The organism is Antiquaquibacter oligotrophicus (genome assembly GCF_020535405.1).
Lineage (GTDB): Bacteria > Actinomycetota > Actinomycetes > Actinomycetales > Microbacteriaceae > Rhodoglobus > Rhodoglobus oligotrophicus.
Window position 1 is genome coordinate 1,674,467 of sequence record NZ_CP085036.1, and the last position, 23,827, is coordinate 1,698,293.

Genomic DNA, 23,827 nt, shown 5'->3' on the forward strand with positions numbered 1-23,827 from the left:
ATAACACCGATGAGTGTTGGAGGACAGACTGCCGTCAGGGTGAATCGTCCGCCGGAGCTCGTCGCCGAGGGCGAGGGTGGCGCCACGCCGCCCCCGCCCTCGCGGCGACGGGGCGGCGGCAGATGGGGCATCCGAGCGGAGATCGCGCTTCTCACGGGGCCAGCACTTCTGATCTTCGTCGGCTTCGTCATCGTGCCGATCGCGGCAGCTGCGTACTACGGGTTCTTCAGCTGGCAGGGTTACGGGCAGCCGACGGACTTCGTCGGCCTGCGTAACTACATCACCATCCTGCAAGACCCGGGCTTCCACGACGCGCTCCTCCACAACGGCGTGATCGTCGTGCTCTCGCTCGTCTTGCAAGCGCCGATCGCGATTCTGCTCGCGCTGCTCCTGAACCGACGAATGAAGGGGCAGTCGATCATCCGTGTGCTGATCTTTGTTCCGTACGTGATCGCGGAAGTCGTCGTCGGTACCGGGTGGAGCCTGATCCTCCAATCGGATGGTGCGCTCAACAACTTCCTCGATCAGATCGGGCTCGGCGCAGTTCGACAAGACTGGCTGTCAGACCCGTCGATCGCGATGGGCACCCTCATGGCGATCCTCGTGTGGAAGTACGTGGGGTTTGCAGTCATCATCCTGCTCGCGGGCCTACAAGGAATTCCGCAGGAGCTCTACGAAGCGGCCGCGATCGACGGTGCCTCCTACTGGCAGATCCAACGCAGGATCACGTTCCCGCTTCTCGGGCCGACGATTCGTATCTGGGCGTTCCTGTCGATCATCGGCGCCCTGCAGCTCTTCGATCTCGTGTACATCATCTGGGGGCAGTACATCGCGCCGGTGGCCGGCACTTCCACGATGGCGACCTACATGGTGGCCAACGGCCGTAACGCCGGGAGCTTCGGCTACGGCATCGCCGTGGCCGTGGTGATGTTCGTCATATCCCTCATCGTGGCTCTCGCGTACCAACGATTTGTGCTCAGCCGTGACACGGCCGGAGCTCTCACCGGGAAAGGACGGCGGCGATCGTGACCGCACTCACGTCGACAACGACGCCCATTGACGAGGCGCGACCCTCACGAGAGAAACTGCCGTGGGGCAACCCCGCTGTCTACTTCGTGGCGCTCCTCGTGATCGCGATCATGCTCGCGCCGATCGCCTACATCATCCTCGGCGGGTTCCGTACGAACTCGCAGATCACCGTCGACCCCGCGGGATGGCCAGACCCGTGGAACGTCGGCAACTACCTGGACGTGCTCACCGGGCAACGGTTCTGGCAGCAGGTCGGCAACTCCCTCATCGTCGGAGTTGCCACGACGGCCGGAGTCGTGATCCTCGGACTCGCGGCCAGCTACGTGATCGCCCGGTACAGGTTCCGTGGCCAGGGTGTGCTCTACGCGCTCTTCGCCGCAGGTCTCATGTTCCCGCTTACGGTGGCGATCACGCCCCTGTACATCGTGGTGCGCGACATCGGACTCATGAACTCGTTGGGCGGGGTCATCCTTCCGCAGATTGCCTTCGCCCTCCCGATGACCGTCATCATTCTCGTTCCGTTCCTGCGAGCCATACCCAAGGACATCGAGGAGGCTGCCGCAATCGACGGTGCGGGAAGACTCGCATTCTTCTGGCGGATGGTGCTGCCCCTCTCGCTCCTCGGAGTGATCACCGTGGGCATCCTCGCCTTCGTTCAAAGCTGGAACAGCTACCTTCTCCCGCTGTTCATCCTCAACAACGAAGCGAGTTTCACGCTGCCACTCGGAGTGCAAGCCTTCTCGTCGCAGTACTCAGTCGACACGGCCAAAGTGCTCGCGTACACATCGCTCGCGATGATTCCCGCTCTCATCTTCTTCAGCCTGTTCGAGAGGCGAATCGTTGGCGGCCTGGCAGGGGCGGTGAAGGGCTGATGACACTCGATCTCGATTCCACACGCGCCGGGAGTGCGAGTTCACCCGCGCCCCCGCACATGCCCGTCGTCTCCGAACGTGTCCAGCGGCTCCTCGATCACATGAGTCTCGACCAGAAGCTTGCGCAACTCGTGGGATTCTGGGTCGATCACGGCGGCGAAGTTGTCGCCCCGATGGCGGGAGAGCTTGGCGGTTCGGCCCGCTACGACGAAGTGACCCGACACGGCCTAGGCCATTTGACACGCGTGTACGGCACGCGGCCGGTCGACCCCGTCGAGCGCGCCGCGTGGCTGTGGGCGGAGCAGCGTCGGTTGAGCGAACGCTCCGGCCTCGGCATCCCCGCGATCGTCCATGAGGAGACACTGACCGGGCTCGCCGCGTGGAAGGCGGCGACGTTCCCGACCCCGCTCGCATGGGGTGCGGCATTCGACCCGGAGCTTGTCGAGAAGATGGGTGTCGCTATCGGTCAGTCGATGCGTGAGCTCGGCATCCATCAGGGGCTCGCTCCCGTACTCGATGTCGTGCGCGATCCCCGCTGGGGCCGAGTGGACGAGTGCATCTCCGAAGATCCTTACGTTGTCGGCACGATCGGTACCGCCTACGTGCGCGGGTTGCAGGATGCCGGGATCCACGCCACGCTCAAACATTTCGTCGGTTACTCCGCTTCGCAGGCTGGACGCAATCACGCCCCGGTGCACGCCGGTCGTCGAGAACTCGCCGACGTGCTTCTTCCACCGTTCGAGATGGCCATCCGCGACGGGGGCGCCCGATCGGTGATGAACTCCTACGCCGAGATCGATGGGGTGCCCGTTGCGAGCTCCCCAGAACTTCTCGGCGACCTGTTGCGAGGCGACTGGGGATTCGACGGAGTGGTGGTGGCCGACTACTTCGCGGTCGCCTTCCTCCGGCTCATGCACGGTGTCGCCGCGGATCAGGGGGAGGCGGCAGCTCTCGCGCTCGCCGCCGGTATCGATGTCGAGCTCCCTACGGGAGACGCGTACGTGGAGCCGCTCGCCGAGCGGATTCGGTCTGGGCTCGTCGATGAGGCGATCGTCGACAGGTCTGTGCTGCGTGTGCTCTCCCAGAAGGAGGAACTCGGCCTCCTTGATGCGACGTTTGACGAGCCACCCACGGCGGTGGATCTCGACAGTCCGCGTCACCGCGAGCTCGCTCGTCGTCTGGCCGACGAGTCTGTTGTGCTGCTCTCCAACAATGGAATACTCCCCCTGTTCTCCGGCTCGGATTCGAGCACGGGTTCCCGACCGCGCGTCGCGGTGATCGGCCCGAACGCGGACCGATCTGAGGCGCTCATGGGGTGCTACTCGTTCATCAACCACGTTCTCGTCCATCATCCGGACGCTGCTCTCGGCATCGACATTCCCTCCGTATTCACCTCGCTTCTCGGGGCCCTGCCCACGGCCGACCTCCTCTTCGCGCAGGGGTGTGAGGTCGACAGTGACGATCGATCCGGATTCGCCGACGCGGTGCGCACGGCGGCGAAGTCCGATGTCGCCGTCGTTGTCGTTGGCGACCAAGCTGGTCTTTTCGGCCGCGGGACTGTGGGTGAAGGGAACGACGTCGAATCGCTCGAGCTGCCGGGAGTGCAGCGCGAACTCGTGGAAGCGGTCGCCGCGACGGGTACCCCCGTCGTTTTGGTTCTCATCACCGGGCGCCCGTATGCGATCGGGTGGGCGTTCGACGGTGATGTCGTTCCTGCGGCGGTGGTGCAGTCGTTTTTCCCTGGCGAGGAAGGTGGGCGTGCCATCGCGGCCGTGCTCACCGGAGAGACGAACCCGTCGGGCAGGCTTCCCGTGAGCCTTCCCCGCTCAGCGGGAGCGCAACCGTTCACCTACCTGCACCCGATGCTCGGCGGCCCTTCGGAGATCACGAGTGCCGACTCGACACCCGTTCTTCCTTTTGGCCACGGCCTCAGCTACACACGTTTCGAGTACGCCGCGCTCGAGGTCGCGTCGAACATCGACACCGCGGGAGAGTTTGACGTCGCGGTGCGTCTCACGAACGTGGGAGCACGAGCGGGAGCCGAGGTCGTGCAGCTCTACGCACGCGACCTCGTCGCGTCCGTCACGAGGCCCGTCGCGCAACTCCTCGCATACGCGAGAGTTGAACTCGGCGCCGGTGAGTCCACCGTGGTGCGTCTCACGGTGCCGACCGCGAGGCTCGCGTTCTCCGATCGCGACCTCGATCGTGTGGTCGAACCGGGAGCCGTTGATCTGTGGTTCGGCCGGTCGTGCGTGGACAGGATCCTCGAGCGAAGGGTCGACTTGGTCGGTGGCACGCACCGGGTAACACCGGCGGACACGCGGATCGCCACCGTCCGCACGGACGCGGTCGGCGGAGCCCCATGATCGAGGCGCGGATGACGGTGCGCCCTGGTCACCCCGTCGGTGCGATCGACCGTCGGCTCTTCGGCTCCTTCGTCGAGCACCTCGGGCGAGCGGTCTACGACGGACTGTTCGAGCCCGGGCATCCGGCGGCCGACGAGGACGGCTTCCGCCGCGACGTGCTCGAGCTGGTACGCGAGCTGGGTGTCACGACCGTGCGCTACCCCGGTGGCAACTTCGTTTCGTCATACCGGTGGGAGGACGGGGTCGGCCCCCGGGCGAGCAGGCCGCGCCGACTGGATCCCGCGTGGCATTCGATTGAGACCAACCAGATCGGTATCGATGAGTTCGCCCGCTGGACGGCGAAGGCGGGCGCGGAACTCATGCTCGCGGTGAATCTCGGAACGCGGGGAGTCGCGGAGGCGCTCGATGTGCTCGAGTACTGCAACATCCCCGGTGGCACGGCGCTCTCCGACGCCCGGGCGTCCCATGGTTCTGTCGAGCCGCACGACGTTCGCTTGTGGTGTCTCGGCAACGAGATGGACGGGCCATGGCAGATCGGTCATCGCAGTGCCGAGGAGTACGGCACCCTCGCCGCGCAGACCGCTCGCGCCATGCGCCAGGTGGACAATCGTGTGCTCCTCGTCGCGTGCGGAAGTTCCGGGCGCGGTATGCCGACGTTCGGCGAGTGGGAGCGTACCGTGCTCGACCGCACGTGGGGAGAGGTCGACTACATTTCCTGCCACGCCTATTACCAGGAGAAGGACGGCGACCTCGCGTCGTTCCTCGCTTCGTCCGTCGACATGGACCGGTTCATCGAGGCGGTGGCGGAGGCAATCGACGATGTGGCCGCGCGGCGCGGTGGCATCGAGCGCGAGGTCTCGATCTCGTTCGATGAATGGAACGTGTGGGATGTCGAACGGTTCGATGCGCTAGAGAAGCGCACCGCGATCGACGACTGGCCGGTCGCTCCGCGCATCCTCGAGGACTCCTACTCCGTCTCCGACGCGGTCGTCGTGGGGAGTCTCCTCATGTCGTTACTGCGGCACGCCGATCGGGTGAAAGCAGCAAGTCTCGCGCAACTGGTCAACGTGATCGCCCCGATCATGACCGAACCCGGTGGCATCGCGTGGCGTCAGACGAGCTTCTACCCGTTTGCGATCACCGCACGCCTGGCCCGAGGCGAGACGATCGAGGTCTACGCGGATGCTCCCACCTACGAGCATCCCGAGCACGGCTCGGTCTCTCTCGTCGACGCGGTGGCGACGGCGGATGCTGGCGGCGTGAGTCTCTTCCTCGTGAACCGATCGACGGATGCCCCCGCCGAGGTAACTGTCGACCTCTCCGCTCTGGGGGTTGTCGCACTCGGGGAGGCTGTCACCCTGTCGGACGCTGACCCGTACGCCCGGAACACGCTCGCCGACCCGAACCGCGTGGTACCTCGAACTCTCACGTCGGCGCGCATCATCGGTAGGTCGCTCGTCGTAACCCTCGACCCCGTTTCGTGGTCGGCGATTCGGCTCGTTAAGGACTGAGCTCTAGCCGAGCGCCCCGAGGATCGTCGACGCCACGAACGACACCACTCCCACCCCGAACAGGATGAGGGTTACGAGCAATAACCCGCGCTCGTCGTGGGCGACCGGTTCGCGGTGCGGCACGTCGGGGCGGAGCGTTCGGTAGTGGATCTCGAGTTCGTCGCCACTCGGTGCCGGTGCATCCGTCGGCAGTGTGCTGCGGTGGACGGTGCCGTCGGGCAGCATCCATCGAAGCTCGCCGTCGACCACCTCGGCGGCGGTCGAGACCCAGCTCCCACGACCGAGACGCAGGATCAGCCAGATTGCGCCGAGGAGGAGTGCTCCGACAGTACCGACGAGCGAGAGCACCTCCGCGATCGTGCCGGCCTCTTTCACGTCGTCCCCGCGGTCACGAAGCGATAACCCATTCCGGCCTCGGTCACGAGGTGGCGCGGACGCGAGGGTTCCGCTTCGAGTTTCTTGCGTAGCTGTGCCATGTACAGCCGAAGATAACCCGTGTCGGTGGTGTACTGGGGGCCCCACACCTCGCTCAGGAGTGTTTCCCGTGTGACGAGACGGTCGTGATTGCGCAGCAGCACCTCGAGCAAGCGCCATTCGGTGGGGGTGAGACGCACGGTCTCACCCGCCCTCGTGACGACACGCGCCGAGAGATCGACCGTGACATCGCCGAAGGCAACGGTGGGCTCGTCGACGCTTGAGGTGGTGCGCCGAGTGAGAGCTCTGATGCGGGCAAGCAGCTCGTCCGCGGAGAACGGCTTCGTTACGTAGTCGTCGGCGCCCGCGTCGAGGGCCTCGACCTTGTCCCACGATTCGCTGCGACCCGAGACGACGAGCACGGGAACCTGCGTCCAGCCGCGGAGTGCCTGGATGACGTCGATTCCCGTGAGCCCGGGCATCCCGAGGTCGAGGATCACAAGATCGGGATGTGATGCGATTGCGGCGTCCAACGCTTCGGTGCCGTTGGATGCCGTGACGACGTCGTAGCCCCGAGCGGCCAGCGTGATTCGCACCGCTCGCACCATCTGCGGGTCATCGTCGGCGATCAGGACCTTCATGTGTGATCGCCTCCCTCCGCGGCGGGCAACTCGATGACCATCGTCAGCCCACCACCCGGGGTCTCCTCGGCCGCCAGGGTGCCGTCCATCGCCTCGACAAATCCCTTGGCCAGGGCGAGACCGAGGCCGACCCCGGCCGTGTTGTCGGTGTCGCCGAGACGCTGGAAGGGCATAAACACATCATCCCGCCGCTCCGGAGGGATGCCCGGTCCCGTGTCAATCACCCGTAAGTGCACGTGACCACCGAATTCGCTCGCCGCGAGCACCGGCGGTGAGCCTGCGGGGGAGAATCGGACGGCGTTGGCGAGAAGGTTCACGACGGCACGTTGGAGGAGCACTTCGTCGGCAAGTACGGGAGCGACGGACTCGATCTCCAGAAGCACGCTACCCGGAGCGAGGTCGAGTTCGTCGAGTGCCCCCGTCACAACCGCGTCGACGGCGACGGGTTCGATGCTCACCCCCAGGACCCCCGCCTGGAGGCGGCTGGCGTCCAGGAGTTTCGTCACGAGCGCGGAGAGCGACTCGAGGCTCTCCTCCGCCGTCGCGAGGAGCTCGCGTTGGTCGGAGGGTGTGAGGTCGATGTCGGGCGATCGCAGGCTCGTGACGGCCGCTGTCGCAGACGCGAGGGGTCTGCGTAAATCGTGACCGACCGCGGCGAGCAGGGCCGTTCGAAGCCGATCCGCCTCGGCCACCGGCTTCATGCGTTCGGCCTCGGAGGTGAGTTCGCGCTGTGAGAGCGCCGTCTCGATCTGCGAGAGGAACGCCCCGAGGATGCGGCGGTCGGATGCCGGCAACTCGCGACCTCGCAGGTAGAGGGTCGCGTGCGGGCCGACGGCGAGTGTTGTTTCCACATCGTCGGGGCGAATGGACGCGGCATCCGTCGCCGTGTAGAGCGCGACCCCGCGCGACCGGAGGATGACGCTGGCCATACCGAACGACTCTCGGAGACGGGAGACGAGTGCTTCGAGAGCGTCCCCTCCGCCGAGCACGCTGCCCGCGATGCTCGAGAGGGTCTCCGCCTCGGCGCTGGCCCGGGAGGCGATGCGCGAGCGACGCGCGGCCTGGTCGACGACGATCGAGACGAGAACGGCGACAACAACAAAGATCACGAGGGTGAGAACCCCACCCGCGTCGCCGATAACGATCGAGTACAGCGGTTCGACAAAAAAGTAATTGAGCAGGATGCCCGCACCGAGGGCAGTGGCGACGGCCGGCCACACGCCGCCGACGAGGGCGACGATCACGACAAATAGCTGGAAGATGAGCACGTCGCTGGCCACGGCGTCCTCCCCGCGTCGTTCCGAGAGAAGCCACGTGAGCAGGGGGAGACCCAACGCGCCGAGCACAAATCCCGCGATGCGACGCCGCACGGAGAGCGCACCGCCCGTGCGGGGCAGTCTCCGTGATCCCGCCTCGGAGTGCGACACGATGTGCACGTCGATGTCGCCGGCCTCCCGGATGACCGTGGCTGCCGTGCCGGGCCCGGTGAAGAGTCGTGTGAGCCACCGCCGCCTGCTCACACCGATCACGAGCTGCGTTGCATCCATCGATCGCGCAAAGTCGACGAGTGTTTTGGGGATGTGCTCGCCCACCACCTGATGGAACGTTCCGCCGAGGGTTTCGGTGAGTCGGCGCTGCTCCTCGAGGATCTGCGGATTCTCGGGTTCGAGGCCGTCCGAGTCCGTGACGTGTACGGCGATGAGCTCGCCGCCGCTGGCCCGTGACGCGATGCGCGCGCCCCGGCGCAGGAGCGTCTCGCCTTCCCGTCCGCCCGTGAGAGCGACGACAACCCGCTCGCGCGCGCTCCACGTCGCGGCGATTCCCTTCTCTGCCCGGTAGCGCTTGAGCGCAGAGTCCACTTCGCCAGCGAGCCACAGAAGTGCGAGTTCGCGTAGCGCGGTCAGGTTGCCGAGCCGGAAGTAGTTGGAGAGAGCGGCATCCACCCGTGTCGAGGGGTAGACGACTCCTTGCGCGAGACGGTCCCGTAGGGCCTGGGGAGCGAGGTCGACGAGTTCGATCTGATCGGCACCACGCAGCACCGCGTCGGGGATCGTCTCGCGTTGGGTCACCCCGGTGATCTGACGCACGACGTCGACGAGCGACTCGATGTGCTGGATGTTGACGGTCGAGATGACGTCGATACCCGCCTCGAGGAGGGTGTCGACGTCCTGCCAACGTTTGGCGTGAGCGGAACCCGGTGCGTTGGTGTGGGCGAGTTCGTCGACGAGAGCAACCGCCGGTGCGCGCGCGAGCACCGCCTCGAGATCGAGTTCCTCGAGCGCGACTCCGCGGTGCAGCACCGAGCTGCGCGGGACGACCTCGAGCCCCTCGACGAGCGCGGCGGTTGCCGCTCGTCCGTGAGTCTCGACGATCGCGATGACGACGTCCTCGCCAGCGTTAGCTAGCCGTTTGCCCTCCTCGAGCATCGCGAAGGTTTTGCCGACGCCGGGGGCGGCACCGAGCATGACCCGAAGCCGTCCCCTGCTCATGCGCTACTTGTCCATTTCCGCGAGTGCGATGTTCAACTGCAGCACGTTGACGGTCGGCTCGCCCAGGTAACCGAGGTCACGTCCCTGAATCATAGACTCCACGAGTTTGGCGACGGCGGGCTCGTCGAGGCCGCGAGCCTCGGCCACGCGAGGCACTTGCAACCTCGCGTACTCGGGGCTGATGTGCGGGTCGAGACCCGACGCGGACGCGGTCACCGCATCCGCGGGGATCTCGGCGGCGGCTGCGCCATCGAGCTCGCCGATCGCGTCCCGACGCTCGGCGATGGCCGCGATGAGGTCCTCGTTTTCCGGTCCGTAGTTGGAGCCGCTCGAGGCGCCGCCGTCGTAGCCGGAGCCTGCGGCGGAGGGCCGCGACTGGAACCACTCCGGGAGTGCAGCGCCCTCGGCATCCGTAAACGACTGTCCGATGATCGCCGAACCGACGACCTCGCCGTCGACGCGCACGAGCTGCCCGTTCGCCCGGTCACCGAACCCGAGCTGAGCGATCGCGGTGATCGCGAGCGGATACACGAGGCCGAGCACAAGCGTGAGGATGAGCAGGGCACGCAGTGCGGTCCAAGACTGACGCAGTGTCTTCATGATGTTCTTCTTTCTGTGCTCGCCGACTAGAAGCCGGGGATGAGCGAGACAACGAGGTCGATGAGCTTGATACCGATGAACGGGGCGATGATGCCGCCGAGACCGTAGATTCCGAGGTTGCGGCTCAGCAGGCTCGAGGCCGAGCGCGGGCGATAGGTGACACCGCGCAGGGCGAGCGGGATGAGGGCGACGATGACGAGCGCGTTGAAGATGATCGCGCTCAGGATCGCCGAGGCAGGCGAGTGCAGGCCCATGATGTTGAGCACGGCGAGACCGGGGAAGACCGCGGCGAACATCGCGGGGATGATCGCGAAGTACTTCGCGACATCGTTGGCGATCGAAAACGTCGTCAGCGAGCCGCGCGTGATGAGCAGTTGTTTGCCGATGCGCACGATGTCGATGAGTTTTGTCGGGTCGGAGTCGAGGTCGACCATGTTGCCCGCCTCCTTGGCAGCGGAGGTCCCTGTGTTCATCGCGACACCGACGTCGGCCTGGGCGAGCGCCGGGGCGTCGTTTGTGCCGTCGCCGGTCATCGCCACGAGGTTGCCTCCCGCCTGTTCCTTCTTGATGAGCTCGAGCTTGTCCTCGGGTGTGGCCTCCGCGAGGAAGTCGTCGACCCCCGCTTCCGCAGCGATCGCCTTGGCCGTAAGCGGGTTGTCGCCCGTGATCATGACGGTCCGGATGCCCATGGACCGGAGTTCGGCGAAGCGTTCGCGCAGCCCGTCCTTCACGACATCCTTCAAGTGGATGATGCCGAGCACCGTGGCCTCGCCCGATGGTGTTCTGGTGGCGACAACCAGCGGGGTGCCGCCGGACTCGGAGACGCGGGTGACGATCTCGTCGAGGTCGCGACGAGTCGCAGACGGAACGTCACCCACCCACGCGGCGACCATGGACGCGGCTCCTTTTCGCACCTGCGAACCGTCGGCGAGGTCGAGGCCGCTCATGCGCGTCTGCGCGGTGAACGGCACGATCTCGGCGTCCGTCGGGGCCGCGCCGCTGGCACCGAGCTGATCAGCAAGCTCGACGACTGAACTGCCCTCGGGGGTCGGGTCGCTGAGGGACGCGAGTCGGGCGGCGGCCACCAAGTCGCTCTCCGACGCGCTGCCCACCGGAAGGAACGCCGACGCACGCCGATTGCCGTAGGTGATCGTGCCCGTCTTGTCGAGGAGGAGCGTCGTGACGTCGCCCGCTGCTTCGACCGCGCGACCCGACATCGCGAGCACGTTGTGCTGCACGAGGCGGTCCATTCCGGCGATGCCGATCGCGCTCAGCAGGGCACCGATGGTTGTGGGGATGAGGGTGACGAGAAGGGCGATGAGCACCGGAACCGCGACGGCGCCACCCGCGTACGAAGCCAGCGGGTTGAGGGTCAGCACAACCACCAGGAACACGATCGAGAGTGCAGCGAGCAGAATGTTCAGCGCGATCTCGTTCGGAGTCTTCTGTCGTGACGCGCCCTCCACGAGACGGATCATGCGATCGACGAAGGTCTCGCCGGGCTTCGAGGTGATGCGCACGACGATGCGATCGGAGAGCACACGTGTGCCGCCAGTCACCGCGCTGCGGTCGCCACCGTGTTCCCGGATGACGGGGGCGGACTCGCCCGTGATCGCGGACTCGTCCACCGAGGCAATACCCCAGACGATGTCACCGTCGCCGGGGATGATCTCGCCCGCCGTGACGACGACGTGATCGCCGATGGTGAGGTCGGCCGATGAGACGTCGATGGATGCCGAACCTTCGGCCGCGGCATCCCGCGCGTCGTCGTACCCGACCACTCGGTGCGCGAGCGTCGACGTGCGGGTCTGACGCAGGGTTGCCGCTTGCGCTTTGCCCCGGCCCTCGGCGACCGACTCTGCGAGGTTGGCAAAAAGCACGGTGGCCCAGAGCCAACCCGCGATGCCCGCGGTGAACCCGGGCGCCGGGCTCCCGGAGTCGCCGAGGAACGGCTCGGCGATGGCGATCACGGTGGTGAGTACCGCTCCGACCTCGACGATGAACATCACCGGATTGCGCCACATGACGCGGGGGTCGAGTTTGCGGAGCGCGCCAGGGATGGCGGCGATGAACGTGTTCATGGTCAGTTCAGTCCTTCCGCTAGGGGTCCTAGCGCGAGTACGGGGAAGTAGGTGAGCGCCGACACGATGACGATCGTGCCGATGAGGAGGCCGACGAACTGCGGCCTGTGCGTCGGGAGCGTGCCCGATGTGGAGGGCAGTGCATCCTGGGCGGCGAGTGAGCCGGCGAGGGCGAGAACAAACACGATCGGCAGGAAGCGGCCGAGGAGCATCGCGACACCCAGAGCGGTGTTGAGCCACGGAGTGTTCGCCGTGAGACCCGCGAAGGCCGAGCCGTTGTTGTTGGCGGCCGACGTAAACGCGTAGAGGACCTCGCTGAAGCCGTGGATGCCGGGGTTCCAGATCGACGTCGACTCGACGTCCTCCCGCACCCCCGGGATGGCGAAGCTCAGGGCGGTCCCCACGAGCACCAGTGTCGGCGTCGTAAGGATGTACAGGCTCGCGAGTTTGATTTCGCGCGCGCCGATCTTTTTGCCGAGGTACTCGGGAGTGCGACCCACCATGAGACCCGCGATAAAGACCGCGATGACCGCGACAACGAGCAGGCCGTACATGCCAGCGCCGACCCCGCCGGGTGCCACTTCGCCGAGCATCATGTTGACGAGCGCCATTCCCCCGCCGAGAGAGGTGTAGCTGTCGTGCATCGAATTGACGGCACCCGTCGAGGTGATCGTCGAGGTCGTGCCGAAGATGGTTGATCCGACGATGCCGAAGCGTGTTTCCTTGCCCTCCATGGCTCCGCCAGCCAACTGCGGTGCGGTGCCAGCGCCGACCGACTCCGCCCACGTCATGAGGCTGACCGAGACGACGTAGAGGATGCCCATGACCGCGGCAACCGCGTAACCCTGGCGGTTATCACCCACGATGCGACCGAAGGTGCGGGGCAGCGCGAACGGGATCGCGAGCATGAGGATGATCTGCACCATCGAGGTCCACGGGGTGGGGTTCTCGAAGGGGTGCGCCGAGTTCGCGTTGAAGAACCCACCACCGTTGGTGCCGAGGATCTTGATGGCCTCCTGCGAGGCCACCGGTCCGCCGGGCAGAGTCTGAGTGGCGCCGGTGATGGTCGTGACGTCCTGGAATCCGGCGAAGTTCTGGATGACACCGCCCGCGACGAGCACGATGGCGACGAGCGCCGAGAACGGAAGAAGCACTCGGAGGGTGCCGCGTGTGAGGTCGACCCAGAAGTTTCCGATCGTGCCGGAGTTCCGGTAGGCGAAACCCCGGAAGAGGGCGATCGCCACGGCGAGACCGACGGCCGCGGAGAGAAAGTTCTGTACCGCGAGACCTGTCAGTTGCACGGCGTAACCGAGGGTGACATCCGGCGAGTAGGACTGCCAGTTGGTGTTCGTGACGAAGGAGATAGCGGTGTTGAAGGCGAGGTGCTCACTCGTGGGTGGCAGCCCAAGCGAGTACGGCAGAACCTGCTGCACACGCTGAAGCGCGTAGACGGCGAGGATGCCGACGAGGGAGAACGCGAGCACGGAGCGCACGTAGGCGGGCTGGCTCTGCTCCGCGTCCGCTCGTACGCCAATCACGCGGTAGAAGCCGCGCTCGACCGCAAGGTGACGCGGCGACTGATAGACCGCGGCGAGGTAGTCGCCGAGGGGTCGGTAGAGCACCGCGAGGACGAGCGCGATCGTCGCGAGCTGGGCGACGAGCATCCACGCGGCCATCAGAAGCGCTCCGGCTTCAGAAGGGCGACAAGCAGGTAGGCGATCGCACCGAGGGCGAGCAGGGCGGCGACGATCTCGAAGACGATCACAGCCGCTCGACCCCCTTCGCAACGAGGGCAACAAGCGCAATCAACGCGAGGATGCCCGCAACGAATACGACATCGAGCACAGGGAACTCCATCCGACGGATGCCCGGCGCGCGGTGGCGCCCCGGGCATGACGGGCGGCAACAGAGCCGCTCAGTCACGGACCTCAGTCAATGCGCACCGGAGGGGACATATGTCGTTCCTAACGAAATCCTCACGTGCTGCGGCGTAATCCTTACGGACTGCGTGCGGTTCTCCCTCACGGTTCGTCAGGGCGACCCCAGCCGCTGGTCTCGGTGGTATACATGTGACATGCTCGCCACCACGCCGACCGGAATCCGCGCGGACTATCCGGAGCCGCTGTGGGTTCAAGCCGCGGAGCTCATCACCAAGGAGATCACCAGCGGCGCGCTCAAGCCGGGTTCACGGCTCCCCCCGGAACGAGAGCTCTGCATCCAGCTCGACATCAGCAGGGTCACCCTGCGCAAGGCGCTCAACAAACTCGTCGAGGATGGTCTGCTCGAGGCATCCCACGGTCGCGGTTGGTATGTCGCGACTACGGCGATGAGCAAGGAGTGGCCGAACAGCCTCGAGTCCTTCTCGGAGACGGCGCGGCGGATGGGACTGTCCGCTACATCGCGGGTGCTGACCTCCACGACCTACCCCGCCACTATCGATGAGGCGGAGGAGTTCCTCATCGCACCGGGCACGCGGATGTTCTCGCTCGATCGCGTTCGGCTGCTCGACGGTGTCCCCACCGCCATCGACTACGCCACAATCCCGCTACATCTCGTACCGGGTTTCGAGTCGATCGACTTCACGACGACGTCCCTCTACGAACAACTTCAGCTCGCGGGAATCACACCCGTTCGAGCCGACTCGACTATTGAAGCTCGTGAGGCCGACGAGTACGCCGCGAAGCACCTCGACATCGGGGTCGGAAAACCGCTCCTCGTCATGCACCAACGTGTCGTGGACGCGACGGATAAACCCGTGTTCGCTTCCAAGATCCAGTACTCCGGCGAGCGGTATCGCCTACGTACCTTCTTCGCGCGCCGCCGTTAGCTACTTCCCGTAGCCCGCACTGAGGCCCTGGATGAACTGGCGCGAGAACACGGTGAACAGCACGATGAGGGGCACAGCTCCGAGTGTGAGTGCGGCGAGAAGCGCGGGGTAGTCGCTCTGGAACTGCCCTACGAATTGCTGCACACCGAGGGTGACGGTTTGGTTCTCGCGTGACGGAGCGAGGATCAGAGGGAACCAGAGGTCATTCCAGACCGGCAGCATGGTGATGGATGCCACGGCAGCAAGCCCGGGGCGAACCAGCGGCAGCGTGATCCCGAGGGTGCGGAACTCCCCGGCTCCGTCCACGCGAGCCGCTTCTTTGAGCTCGTTCGGCACCGACCGAAAGTACGTCATCATGAGGGCCACGGCGAGCGGCAGACTCATCGCCGTGTAGACGAGCACAAGCGCCAGGAGGGTGTCGATGATGCCCCAGGAGATCATTGTCTGCAGGATCGGGACCGTGCCGAGTCGGATGGGCAGCATGATGCCGATGATGAAGAAGCCCGACAACAGGGGCGTGATGCGCACCTTGTATTCGGTCAGAGCGTAGGCCGCGAGCGTCGCGAACACGATCGTTACGACCACGGTCGCGAGGGTCACGATGAGACTGTTCTGGTAGTTGAGGAAGAACTCGCCTCGCTTGAACACGTTCTCGTACCCGGCGAGGTTGAACGTGTCTGCATTCGGCGGCAGGAACGGCCCGGAGAAGATTCCCTCCGTCGTCTTGAACGAGTTCATGATCACGACGAGGATCGGTCCGATGGCGAGCACAACGAACACAAGAAGAAGCGCGTGGGTGACAGTGCTGTGGAGCCTGTTGGTCTGTGTCGACATGATGAAGGCCTCCTAGAGCTCGTAGGTCTTGAGTCGACGCTGCAGTACGAAGAAATACACAGCCGTCACGACGAGGATGATGAAAAAGATCACGGTCGCCACCGTCGCGCCGAGGTCGAGGTTCGCGACCTGACCGCTCGAGCCGAAGAACGTGCGATAGAACAGCGTGCCGAGGATGTCGGTCGAGTAGTTGGGGCCTGGCGCTGAGCCGTTGAGGGCGTAGATGATGTCGAAGCCGTTGAACGTCCAGATGTACGTCAGGATCACGATGAGGCCGAACTGCGGCGCAATGAGCGGAAACTTGATCTTCCAGAACGTCGTCCAGCCGCGCGCACCGTCGATCTTCGCCGCCTCCAGGATGTCGTGGGGGATGGCGAGCAGCGCTGTGTAGAGGAAGATCATCGGAATCCCGATGTACTGCCAGACGGACATCAGGGAGATGGTCGGCAGCGCCGTGAGCTCGTTGCCGAGGAGGGGGAAGTCGACGACACCCCAGAGCGGGCTGATGAGCAGCCGCCAGATGAACCCGACGATGACCACCGACAGGGTGGCGGGGATGAAGAGCAGCGTGCGGTACGCGCCCGTCGACTTACGCAGAACCCCCGACGTGAGAAGTGCCGCCATGAGCAGGCCGATGGGCAGCTCGACGAGGAGGTGGATGAGGAAGAACTCGACGTTGTTGCCGAGCGCGTTCCAGAAGCGCTCGCTCGTGGTCGGGTTGGTGAAGAGGTAGACGTAATTGTCGAAGCCGATGAACTGCTGACCCGCTGCCTTGTCGTCGGAGTCGAAGAAGCTCAGGAACACCGAGCTGATAAGCGGATACACCGAGAACAATACGTAGACCGCGAGCGCGGGCAGGACGAACAGGGCGAGGTATCGGTAGCTGGTCGCTGTGCGTTTCATGCCGGCTCCTGACGGTGGTCGAATACGGTTCGGATGATACGGCGGTGGGCCGCGCGAGGCGATTGCGCGCCTGACGCGGCCCACCGGTGTTACGGGTACTGATCAGCCCGCGGGTACGTACCAGGACTCGAGATCCGCCTGGAGTTGCGCCGTGGCGGTGTCCGGGGTCAGGGTTCCTGCGTACATCTCCTGCAGGGCGACCCAGATCTCGTCATCGAGCGGCGGGGTTCCTGCGCTCAATCGGTCGAGAGCCAGTCGCGGCGTGAGTTCGGCATCCGTCTTGAGATCGGAGAACTCCTGCGCGAGCGGGTTGTCGTAGCTCGGGGCATCCGTGGTCATCGCGAAGAAGCCGGGGAGCTTGTTCACGAAGATCGACAGGAAGTCGTCGGACGTCAGCCAGTTGAGGAACACTTTCGCGGCCTCCTTGTTCTTGCTGTCAGCGCTCAGGCCGATGGCCATGTCCGGCATTTCCTGCTGGTACCGCTGGTCACCAGCCTCGGGCACCGGGGCGCCGAAGACACCGACGTCGAGCCCGGTGGAGGTCAGCTGGTTGATGTTCCAGGAGCCATCGGGGATGATCGCCGCCTGACCGAGGTTGAAGAGCTGGCCCATGTCGTCGTAGGTGATGGCCTCGAATCCGCTCGGAAGATAGGGCTTGAGGTCGTCGACTGCCTGGAAGGCCGCAACGAAGTCGGGATCGGTGAGCTTCTGGGTGCCGTCGATGAGGCCGAGACGACCTTCTTCGCCCTTCCAGTAGTTCGGGCCCATGCTGTAGAGCACGTTGTAGGCCAGCTGCCAGCCGTCGGCCGAGCCGAGCGCGAGCGGGGTGTACTTACCGTTGTCCTTGACGGCCTGCAGCACGTCGACGAACTCCGCCTGCGTGGTCGGTACCTCGAGGCCGAGCTCATCGAAGATCGCCTTGTTGTAGTAGAAGCCGGCGAGCACGGATGCCACGGGCACGCAGTAGGGCGCGTCATCCGCACCCGTCCACGCTGCGAGGGCCGTCGGCGTAAAGGAATCGAGCGCCTCGAGACCGGTGAGGTCGTCGAAGTAGCCGTCCTCGATCCAGGCCCTGTTGACGTCGAAGGGACGGCAGGTGATGAGGTCTGGGGCGTTTCCGCCAGCGACCTGGGACTGGATGGCCGCGTTGTAGTCGTTGGTATCTGTCGCGGCGAACTCCACTTCGATGTCGGGGTTTGCCTCGTGGAACGCGGGGAGGATCTCGTCCTCCCACATGGCGATGTCCTCGGTGCGCCAGCTACCCAGAACCAGCTTGGTGGTATCTCCGCTGTCGGCTCCGCCTCCGGCACATCCGGCCAGCGCTAGGCCCATTGCTGTGACGGCGATCGCTGCGATTGGTGCAAGTCGTGAACGCATTGTGTCCTCTCTACACTTCGTGCTTCGGGTGAAGCTCGCGCGCCGTTTCACCTTCGACCACGCGTTTGGGTCAGCATATAGATGTGATGAAGAGGTAGCAAGAGGTATTAACAAACTCGTAGTGAAGTAGACCAATCATGATCCACTCAGTACTATGTGGTGAACGGGCCGCCCCTGGCTCGATGAGGGAGGACCCGTGGTCGGGATCGGGATTCTGGGCTCTGGTTTCATCAGTGACCAGTACGTCGACGGTTTACAGGACGTGCGCAACGCGCAACTCGTGGCGAACTACTCACGCTCGATGGAGCGCGCCATCGACTTCGCCGAGAGATGGAAGGGGCCGTGGGGTCCGATTCCTCGGCAGTACGACGACATCGAGGCGCTCTGCGCGGATCCAGCCGTTGATCTCGTGATCATCGCTTTGCCCAATGAGATCCACGTTGAAGCAGTTCGGCTTGCTGCCCGGCACGGCAAGGGGATTATCTGCACCAAGCCGCTCGCGCGGACGGGCCCCGAAGCCAAGCAAATCCTCGACATCGTCGATGAGACGGGAGTCTGGGCGGCGTACGCCGAATGCTCCGTCTTTTCACCCAACATCGTCAAGGCATACGACATGGTGAAGGCCGGCGGGATCGGGGAGCTTCTCACCATGCGCGCCCGTGAGGGTCACTCCGGCCCACACGCCCCCCACTTCTGGGATGCCGAGACCGCAGGGGGCGGTGCTCTCCTCGACATGGGGTGCCATACCGTCGAGTCCGCGCGCCACTTCTTCGGCAAGGACAACCCGGTCACCGAGGTGTGGGCGTGGGGCGCGACCATGGTGCACGGGGACAAGACCACCGCCGAGGATGTCGCGACCGCGATCCTCAAGTTCGCGGGCGGACAGGTAGCGACGGTGGAGTCATCCTGGATCGAAAAGGGCGGCATGCAGCTGCGCCACGAGTTCGTGGGCACCGAGGGGCGCCTCTACACGGATAGCTCCGCCACACCGGTCTGGGGTTTCGTGCAGAACCCGGTCGGCTACCTGGTCGAGAAGTCAGATGCCGAGACGGGCTGGGTCTACCCCGTGCCCGAGGAGGCGCGTGCCTACGGTTTCTCCCAGCAGTTCCGGCATTTCGTCACGGCGTTCGAGCAGGGTGTCGAACCCGATGAGACGTTCGAGGATGGCTACATCGTCAACTGCATCCTCGATGCCTGCTACCGCTCGATGAAGACCGGCGTGTGGGAACCGGTGGTGCTGTGACCATCGTCGAACCATCGACCGTTCGCGCAGACCACCCTGATCCACTGTGGCTGCAGGCTGCCGACTACATCCGTGGGGATATCGTCGACGGAACTCTCGTCGAGGGAATGCGTCTACCCCCCGAGCGTGAGTTGTGCGCTCGGTTGGCGATCAGTCGAGTGACACTGCGCAAGGCCCTGCTTGCACTCGTCGACGATGGAGTGCTCACTGCGTCGCACGGTCGCGGATGGTACGTGGCATCCGCACCGGGAGCACCCTCCCGCGCCAACACCGACTGGTCCAACAGCCTGGAGTCGTTCAGTGAGACGGCGCGACGGATGGGTCTCGTGGCGTCCTCGCGCATCCTGCGCTGCGAGGTCGCGCCCGCGACCCTCGACGAGGCCGAGGAACTCCTCATCGCGCCCGGTACCGACCTCTTCCATCTCAGCAGGGTCCGGATGCTCGGCAGCGTGCCGATCGCGATCGACGACTCCCGCGTACCTGCCGAACTCGCTCCGCGACTCCGCGACGCCGACTTCACACACGCCTCCCTCTACGAACAGCTGACGGCCGCGGGTCTCGACCTGCACCGGGCTGACTCGTCGATCGAGGCGTTGAGTGCGGATGGGCACCTCGCCTCCCACCTCGCTATCGACATCGGCAAACCCGTGCTCGTTATGCACCAGATAGTCAAGAACTCCGACGAGCGGCCCATCTTCACGTCCGACATTCGTTACGCCGGGGAGCGTTACCGGCTGCGCACTTCCTTCGCCCGCTCACAGAAAGCAGACCATCAATGACCAGCATCAGCAAGTCCCTGGCCACCCTGACGGCCGAGGAGATCGCCGCCAACACGGCGATCCTCACGCGCGCGGGTCTCGCGGGGAGCACCGTGCACTACTCCTATGTCGGTCTTGTCGAGCCGGACAAGCGGGAACTGCTCTCGGCGGGTTCCGCCGATCGACGAGTGCGGTCGATGCTCATCGACATGGCGACCAATGTCTCCCGCGACGTCGTGGTGTCGATTGCCGAGGATCGTGTGGTCTCCGAGCGCGTGCTCGATCACGCCGTCGACGGACAGGTGCCGGTTGTGATCGAGGAGTTCCACCTCGTGGAGGAGGTCATCCACAGGAACGAGAAGTGGCTCGCCGCGATGCACAAACGCGGGCTCACCGACCTGTCGACGCTGCGCGTGAATCCGCTGTCCGGTGGGGTGTTGAGCGAAGCAGAGACCGGTCGTCGTATCCAGCGCTGCTTCACGTTCGTGCAGAAGACGCCGGACGACCTGGGATGGGCGCACCCCGTCGATGGCGTGACCGTGATGATCGACGTGGTCACACGGGAAGTACTTGACGTCATTGACTACGTCGACCTGCCCGTGCCCCAGGAGGACGGCAACTTCCACCTGTCCTCCTGGCGCGGACCGGACCGACAGGGACTCAAACCCATCGAGATCACGCAGCCGGAGGGTCCGAGCTTCACCCTCGCCGACGACGGCACCCTCTCGTGGGCCGGCTGGAACCTGCAGGTCGGGTTCGACCAGCGGGAGGGGCTGGTGTTCCACAACATCACGATCGACGACGAGGGAGTCGCCCGCCCGGTCATCTATCGGGCATCCATCGCGGAGATGATGGTTCCGTACGGCGACCCCAGCCCGCAGCGCTGGTTTCAGAACTTCTTCGACTGCGGAGAGTACCTGCTGGGGGGCTTCGCAAACTCGCTCGAGCTCGGATGCGACTGCGTGGGAGACATCACGTACCTGGACGCCGTCGTCGCCGACAACTCTGGGCAGGCCCGCGTCATCCCGCAGGCGATTTGCATTCACGAGGAGGACACCGGGATCCTCTGGAAGCACTTCGACAACTGGAACGGATCGAGCATCTCCCGGCGCAACCGTCGCCTCGTAGTGAGCTTTTTTGTCACCGTCGGCAATTACGACTACGGCTTCTACTGGTACTTCGGCCTCGACGGCCAGATCGAGTTCGAGGTCAAGGCGACGGGTGTGGTTTTCACCTCCGCGTACCCGGGAGAGGGGTACCCGTTCGCCTCGGAACTGGCCCCAGGGCTCGGTGCTCCGTACCACCAACATCTCTTCAGCGCTCGGCTCGACATGATGGTCGATGGCCTCTCCAACTCCGTCGACGAGCTCGAGGCAGTTCTGGTGCCCCGCGGCCCGGAGAATCCCACCGGCACCGGATTCACCCAGACGGTCACGCGCCTCCAGCGCGAGTCGGATGCCCAGAGACTGGCTGACAACTCGAAGGGCCGGGCCTGGCTCGTCACGAATCCGGGAGTGAAGAACCGTCTCGGTGGTTCCGTTGGTTGGGTGTTGCTGCCGGAGGGCAAGCCCGTGCTCCTCGCCGACGAGCAGTCCGACATCCACAAGCGCGCGACCTACTCCACTAAGCACCTGTGGGTGACGGAGTACGAGCCGAACGAGCTGTACCCGGCCGGTGACTTCGTGAACCTGCATCCGGGTGGAGCCGGACTGCCCGCGTGGGTGGCGGCCGACCGGAGTGTCGACAACACCGACATTGTGCTGTGGCACACGTTTGGTCTCACACACTTCCCCCGCATCGAAGACTGGCCGATCATGCCCGTCGACACGTGTGGATTCGTGCTGCGCCCGCACGGCTTTTTTGGCAGGAACCCTGCCATGGATATCCCGGAGACCACGTCGGACCACTGCTCGCCCGGCCACGACCACTCCGCACACGACCACACCGCCAACACCCAGCACGAGAACCACGGAGAACACTGATGGTCGATGGATACATCGCGTACGCCAGCGCGCGCGCGACCCAGGCTGACGCCCTCGAGGCGGCGATCCCCCGCATCTCCGGGGAAGTGCTCGCGCTGCGCGAATCCGGTGGGCTCACGGGCCCCGGTCCGATCTTCGTCGGGATCGGCGCGAGCCTCGCCGCAGCATGCGCACCGGTCTGGGAGTTGCGACAGCGCGGCGTGCACTCGTGGCGTCTCGGAGCGGGAGACCACCCGCTGCCGTTCCCCGCGAGCGTGCATCCCATCATCGGCATCTCGCAGAGCGGCAAGAGCACGGAGACCCTCGCGGTGCTGGAGTCCGTCGACCCGACCCTGCGGTACGCGGTTGTCAATGCCCAACCCTCACCGGTCTCGACGATCTCGACCCGCACCCTGTCCCTTGGGAACATTCCAGACAGCTATGCATCGACGATCGGTTACACGGCGACGATCACCGGCCTCGGCATGATCGCGGATGCTTGGGACGGCGGCGAAATCGACTCCCGCTGGGTGGAGCTGCCCGACCTCTTCCGCTGGACGGAGCAGACCGTCGGCGCACGCGCGGGGGAACTGGCCGCGACGTTCGCCGGGGCAGCCACCGCAGACTTCGTCGGAGCAGGGCCGTCGGTGGGGTCGGCCGAGGCTGGCGCCCTCCTGTTCCGTGAGGTCGCTCGAGTGCACGCCGCGGGCATGAGCACCCGCCAGTACCTGCACGGCTCGATGGAATCGGCAGGCGACGGAGTCCACGTGCTCTTCGGGGAGGAACGGGAGCTCGATCTTGCCCGCATGCTCGCGGGTGCCGGGCACCGCGTCATCTTGATCTCCACTGCTGCCGTGCCGGAGGAGACCAACCTCCAGACCGTGCAGCTACCCCTCGTCGGGCCAGCGCAGCACGCAATCCTCGAGGCGCTCGTCATGCAGATCCTCGTCGGTGAAGTTGCGATCCAGCACGGTATCGACGTTGAGGAGTTCGTGTTTCACCACAACGACACGAAGGTCGAGGGCACGGCGTGACACAGGTCGTCGTGGGGCTCGATGTGGGCGGCACGAAGACCGACATCGTCGTGGAGTCCGTCGGGGGCGATCGCCTCGTCGAGACGAGCGTGCCCTCTGACGGCTGGGATGCCGAACCGCTCGAGGACGGAGTGCGCTGGGTCATCGACCGCCTCGCTGCAACCGTGCCCGCGGAGCTCGAGATCGTCTCCGTCGGAATCGGCGCCCAGGGGCTCGACAGTTCGGAGCTCTCGCAGGCCTTCTCCGCGGCGCTGCCGTGGCCGGCACTCGCGGTCAACGACGCAGCGCTGCTGCCGCCGGCGGCGGGTCTCGCGGTCGGCCTCGGCGTCATCGCGGGCACTGGCGCGATCGGCGTCGGCCAGGATGCGGCGGGCGACTACGTCATCACGGGCGGGTGGGGTTGGGTCATCGGCGATGAGGCCGGCGCTGCCGGCATCGTACGCGAGGCGACCAAGGCAGCCCTGCTCGCGCACGACAACCTCGAGCCGGACGACGGCCTGCTCTCCCATCTCCTCGAGGCCTTTGGGGTGAGCGATGCCGAGCGGCTTGCGCGCGCGGTAAACGATGAGCCCACCATGGCCAACTGGGGGCCGAGGGCGCCTGCCGTGTTTGTTGCAGCCGACCGCGGGTCGGCGCTCGCTGCATCCGTGATCGAGCGCGCAGCGAACCACCTCGCGGTGCTCGTCGACCAGCTGGTGCGGCGCGGGGCCGTCGGGCGCGACGTGGTTGTGGCGGGAAGTGTCATCAGCAACCAGACGCGCCTGTTCGACGGTGTCGTCAGAGACGTCGCGGCGCAGCATCCGGAATTCACCGTGCACCTGCTCACCGTGCCGCCCGTGACGGGAGCCGTCGCGCTCGCTCGCCGGGCACTCACCTAACCATCGATC

20 protein-coding genes and 1 pseudogene are annotated in these 23,827 nt (G+C 65.4%); 10 read left to right on the forward strand and 11 right to left on the reverse strand.

Annotation, left to right across the window (positions count from 1 at the left end; all coding sequences use genetic code 11):
• The first annotated feature begins 9 nt into the window (after positions 1-9).
• The 4 genes from LH407_RS08345 to arfA are packed head-to-tail and all read left to right on the forward strand — an operon-like array spanning position 10 to position 5,778.
• The gene (locus tag LH407_RS08345) at positions 10-1,029 is read left to right on the forward strand and encodes a carbohydrate ABC transporter permease (RefSeq protein WP_322134450.1); all 1,020 of its coding nucleotides are present in this window, start codon (positions 10-12) and stop codon (positions 1,027-1,029) included.
• Positions 1,026-1,901, forward strand: a complete 876-nt coding sequence (locus LH407_RS08350; RefSeq protein WP_322134449.1) for a carbohydrate ABC transporter permease — start codon at positions 1,026-1,028, stop codon at positions 1,899-1,901. Before LH407_RS08345 ends, LH407_RS08350 begins: the two co-directional genes overlap by 4 nt.
• Positions 1,901-4,267, forward strand: coding sequence for a beta-xylosidase/alpha-l-arabinosidase (locus LH407_RS08355; protein ID WP_407650550.1), 2,367 nt, complete (start codon positions 1,901-1,903; stop codon positions 4,265-4,267). The genes LH407_RS08350 and LH407_RS08355 overlap by 1 nt, the downstream gene beginning before the upstream one ends.
• Positions 4,264-5,778 (forward strand): arabinosylfuranosidase ArfA, encoded by a 1,515-nt coding sequence (gene arfA / locus LH407_RS08360; RefSeq protein WP_322134448.1) that lies wholly within the window; start codon positions 4,264-4,266, stop codon positions 5,776-5,778. The genes LH407_RS08355 and arfA overlap by 4 nt, the downstream gene beginning before the upstream one ends.
• A 3-nt stretch (positions 5,779-5,781) precedes the next feature.
• On the opposite strand, the gene LH407_RS08365 is transcribed toward arfA, so the two are convergent.
• The 8 genes and pseudogenes from LH407_RS08365 to LH407_RS08400 form a co-directional block, all read right to left on the reverse strand.
• Positions 5,782-6,153, reverse strand: a complete 372-nt coding sequence (locus LH407_RS08365; RefSeq protein ID WP_322134447.1) for a hypothetical protein — start codon at positions 6,151-6,153, stop codon at positions 5,782-5,784.
• Positions 6,150-6,833, reverse strand: coding sequence for a response regulator (locus LH407_RS08370; RefSeq protein WP_322134446.1), 684 nt, complete (start codon positions 6,831-6,833; stop codon positions 6,150-6,152). The genes LH407_RS08365 and LH407_RS08370 overlap by 4 nt, the downstream gene beginning before the upstream one ends.
• On the reverse strand, positions 6,830-9,322 hold the full coding sequence (locus LH407_RS08375) for an ATP-binding protein (protein WP_322134445.1): 2,493 nt from the start codon (positions 9,320-9,322) through the stop codon (positions 6,830-6,832). The genes LH407_RS08370 and LH407_RS08375 overlap by 4 nt, the downstream gene beginning before the upstream one ends.
• Before the next feature lie 3 nt (positions 9,323-9,325).
• Complete coding sequence (gene kdpC, locus LH407_RS08380; RefSeq protein WP_322134444.1) at positions 9,326-9,922, reverse strand: potassium-transporting ATPase subunit KdpC; 597 nt, start codon at positions 9,920-9,922, stop codon at positions 9,326-9,328.
• A 26-nt stretch (positions 9,923-9,948) separates the two neighbouring features.
• Positions 9,949-11,988 (reverse strand): annotated as a pseudogene (kdpB, locus tag LH407_RS08385) (potassium-transporting ATPase subunit KdpB); the annotation flags it as partial.
• Positions 11,989-12,005: 17 nt separating this feature from the next.
• Complete coding sequence (gene kdpA / locus LH407_RS08390) at positions 12,006-13,679, reverse strand: potassium-transporting ATPase subunit KdpA (protein ID WP_322134442.1); 1,674 nt, start codon at positions 13,677-13,679, stop codon at positions 12,006-12,008.
• On the reverse strand, positions 13,679-13,768 hold the full coding sequence (gene kdpF, locus LH407_RS08395) for a K(+)-transporting ATPase subunit F (RefSeq protein ID WP_322134441.1): 90 nt from the start codon (positions 13,766-13,768) through the stop codon (positions 13,679-13,681). The genes kdpA and kdpF overlap by 1 nt, the downstream gene beginning before the upstream one ends.
• Positions 13,765-13,926, reverse strand: coding sequence for a hypothetical protein (locus tag LH407_RS08400; protein WP_322134440.1), 162 nt, complete (start codon positions 13,924-13,926; stop codon positions 13,765-13,767). Before LH407_RS08400 ends, kdpF begins: the two co-directional genes overlap by 4 nt.
• A gap of 151 nt (positions 13,927-14,077) precedes the next feature.
• On the opposite strand from LH407_RS08400, the gene LH407_RS08405 reads away from it, so the two are divergent.
• A complete protein-coding gene (locus tag LH407_RS08405; RefSeq protein WP_322134439.1) occupies positions 14,078-14,830 on the forward strand; it encodes a GntR family transcriptional regulator in 753 nt (250 codons plus the stop codon).
• Here the strand turns inward: LH407_RS08405 and LH407_RS08410 are convergent, their stop codons facing one another.
• From LH407_RS08410 to LH407_RS08420, 3 genes are all read right to left on the reverse strand, one after another.
• Positions 14,831-15,664 carry a carbohydrate ABC transporter permease gene (locus tag LH407_RS08410; protein WP_322134438.1) on the reverse strand — a complete coding sequence of 278 codons (834 nt, stop codon included), beginning with the start codon at positions 15,662-15,664 and terminating at the stop codon, positions 14,831-14,833.
• Positions 15,665-15,676: 12 nt separating this feature from the next.
• On the reverse strand, positions 15,677-16,567 hold the full coding sequence (locus LH407_RS08415) for a carbohydrate ABC transporter permease (protein ID WP_322134437.1): 891 nt from the start codon (positions 16,565-16,567) through the stop codon (positions 15,677-15,679).
• Positions 16,568-16,669: 102 nt separating this feature from the next.
• A complete protein-coding gene (locus tag LH407_RS08420) occupies positions 16,670-17,944 on the reverse strand; it encodes an ABC transporter substrate-binding protein (RefSeq protein WP_322134436.1) in 1,275 nt (424 codons plus the stop codon).
• A 196-nt stretch (positions 17,945-18,140) separates the two neighbouring features.
• On the opposite strand from LH407_RS08420, the gene LH407_RS08425 reads away from it, so the two are divergent.
• The 5 genes from LH407_RS08425 to LH407_RS08445 are packed head-to-tail and all read left to right on the forward strand — an operon-like array spanning position 18,141 to position 23,818.
• Positions 18,141-19,187, forward strand: a complete 1,047-nt coding sequence (locus tag LH407_RS08425; protein ID WP_322134435.1) for a Gfo/Idh/MocA family protein — start codon at positions 18,141-18,143, stop codon at positions 19,185-19,187.
• The gene (locus LH407_RS08430) at positions 19,184-19,966 is read left to right on the forward strand and encodes a GntR family transcriptional regulator (RefSeq protein WP_322134434.1); all 783 of its coding nucleotides are present in this window, start codon (positions 19,184-19,186) and stop codon (positions 19,964-19,966) included. Before LH407_RS08425 ends, LH407_RS08430 begins: the two co-directional genes overlap by 4 nt.
• A complete protein-coding gene (locus LH407_RS08435; protein ID WP_322134433.1) occupies positions 19,963-21,927 on the forward strand; it encodes a primary-amine oxidase in 1,965 nt (654 codons plus the stop codon). Before LH407_RS08430 ends, LH407_RS08435 begins: the two co-directional genes overlap by 4 nt.
• Positions 21,927-22,940, forward strand: a complete 1,014-nt coding sequence (locus LH407_RS08440; RefSeq protein ID WP_322134432.1) for an SIS domain-containing protein — start codon at positions 21,927-21,929, stop codon at positions 22,938-22,940. The genes LH407_RS08435 and LH407_RS08440 overlap by 1 nt, the downstream gene beginning before the upstream one ends.
• The gene (locus LH407_RS08445; protein ID WP_322134431.1) at positions 22,937-23,818 is read left to right on the forward strand and encodes an N-acetylglucosamine kinase; all 882 of its coding nucleotides are present in this window, start codon (positions 22,937-22,939) and stop codon (positions 23,816-23,818) included. The genes LH407_RS08440 and LH407_RS08445 overlap by 4 nt, the downstream gene beginning before the upstream one ends.
• Positions 23,819-23,827: the final 9 nt, after the last annotated feature.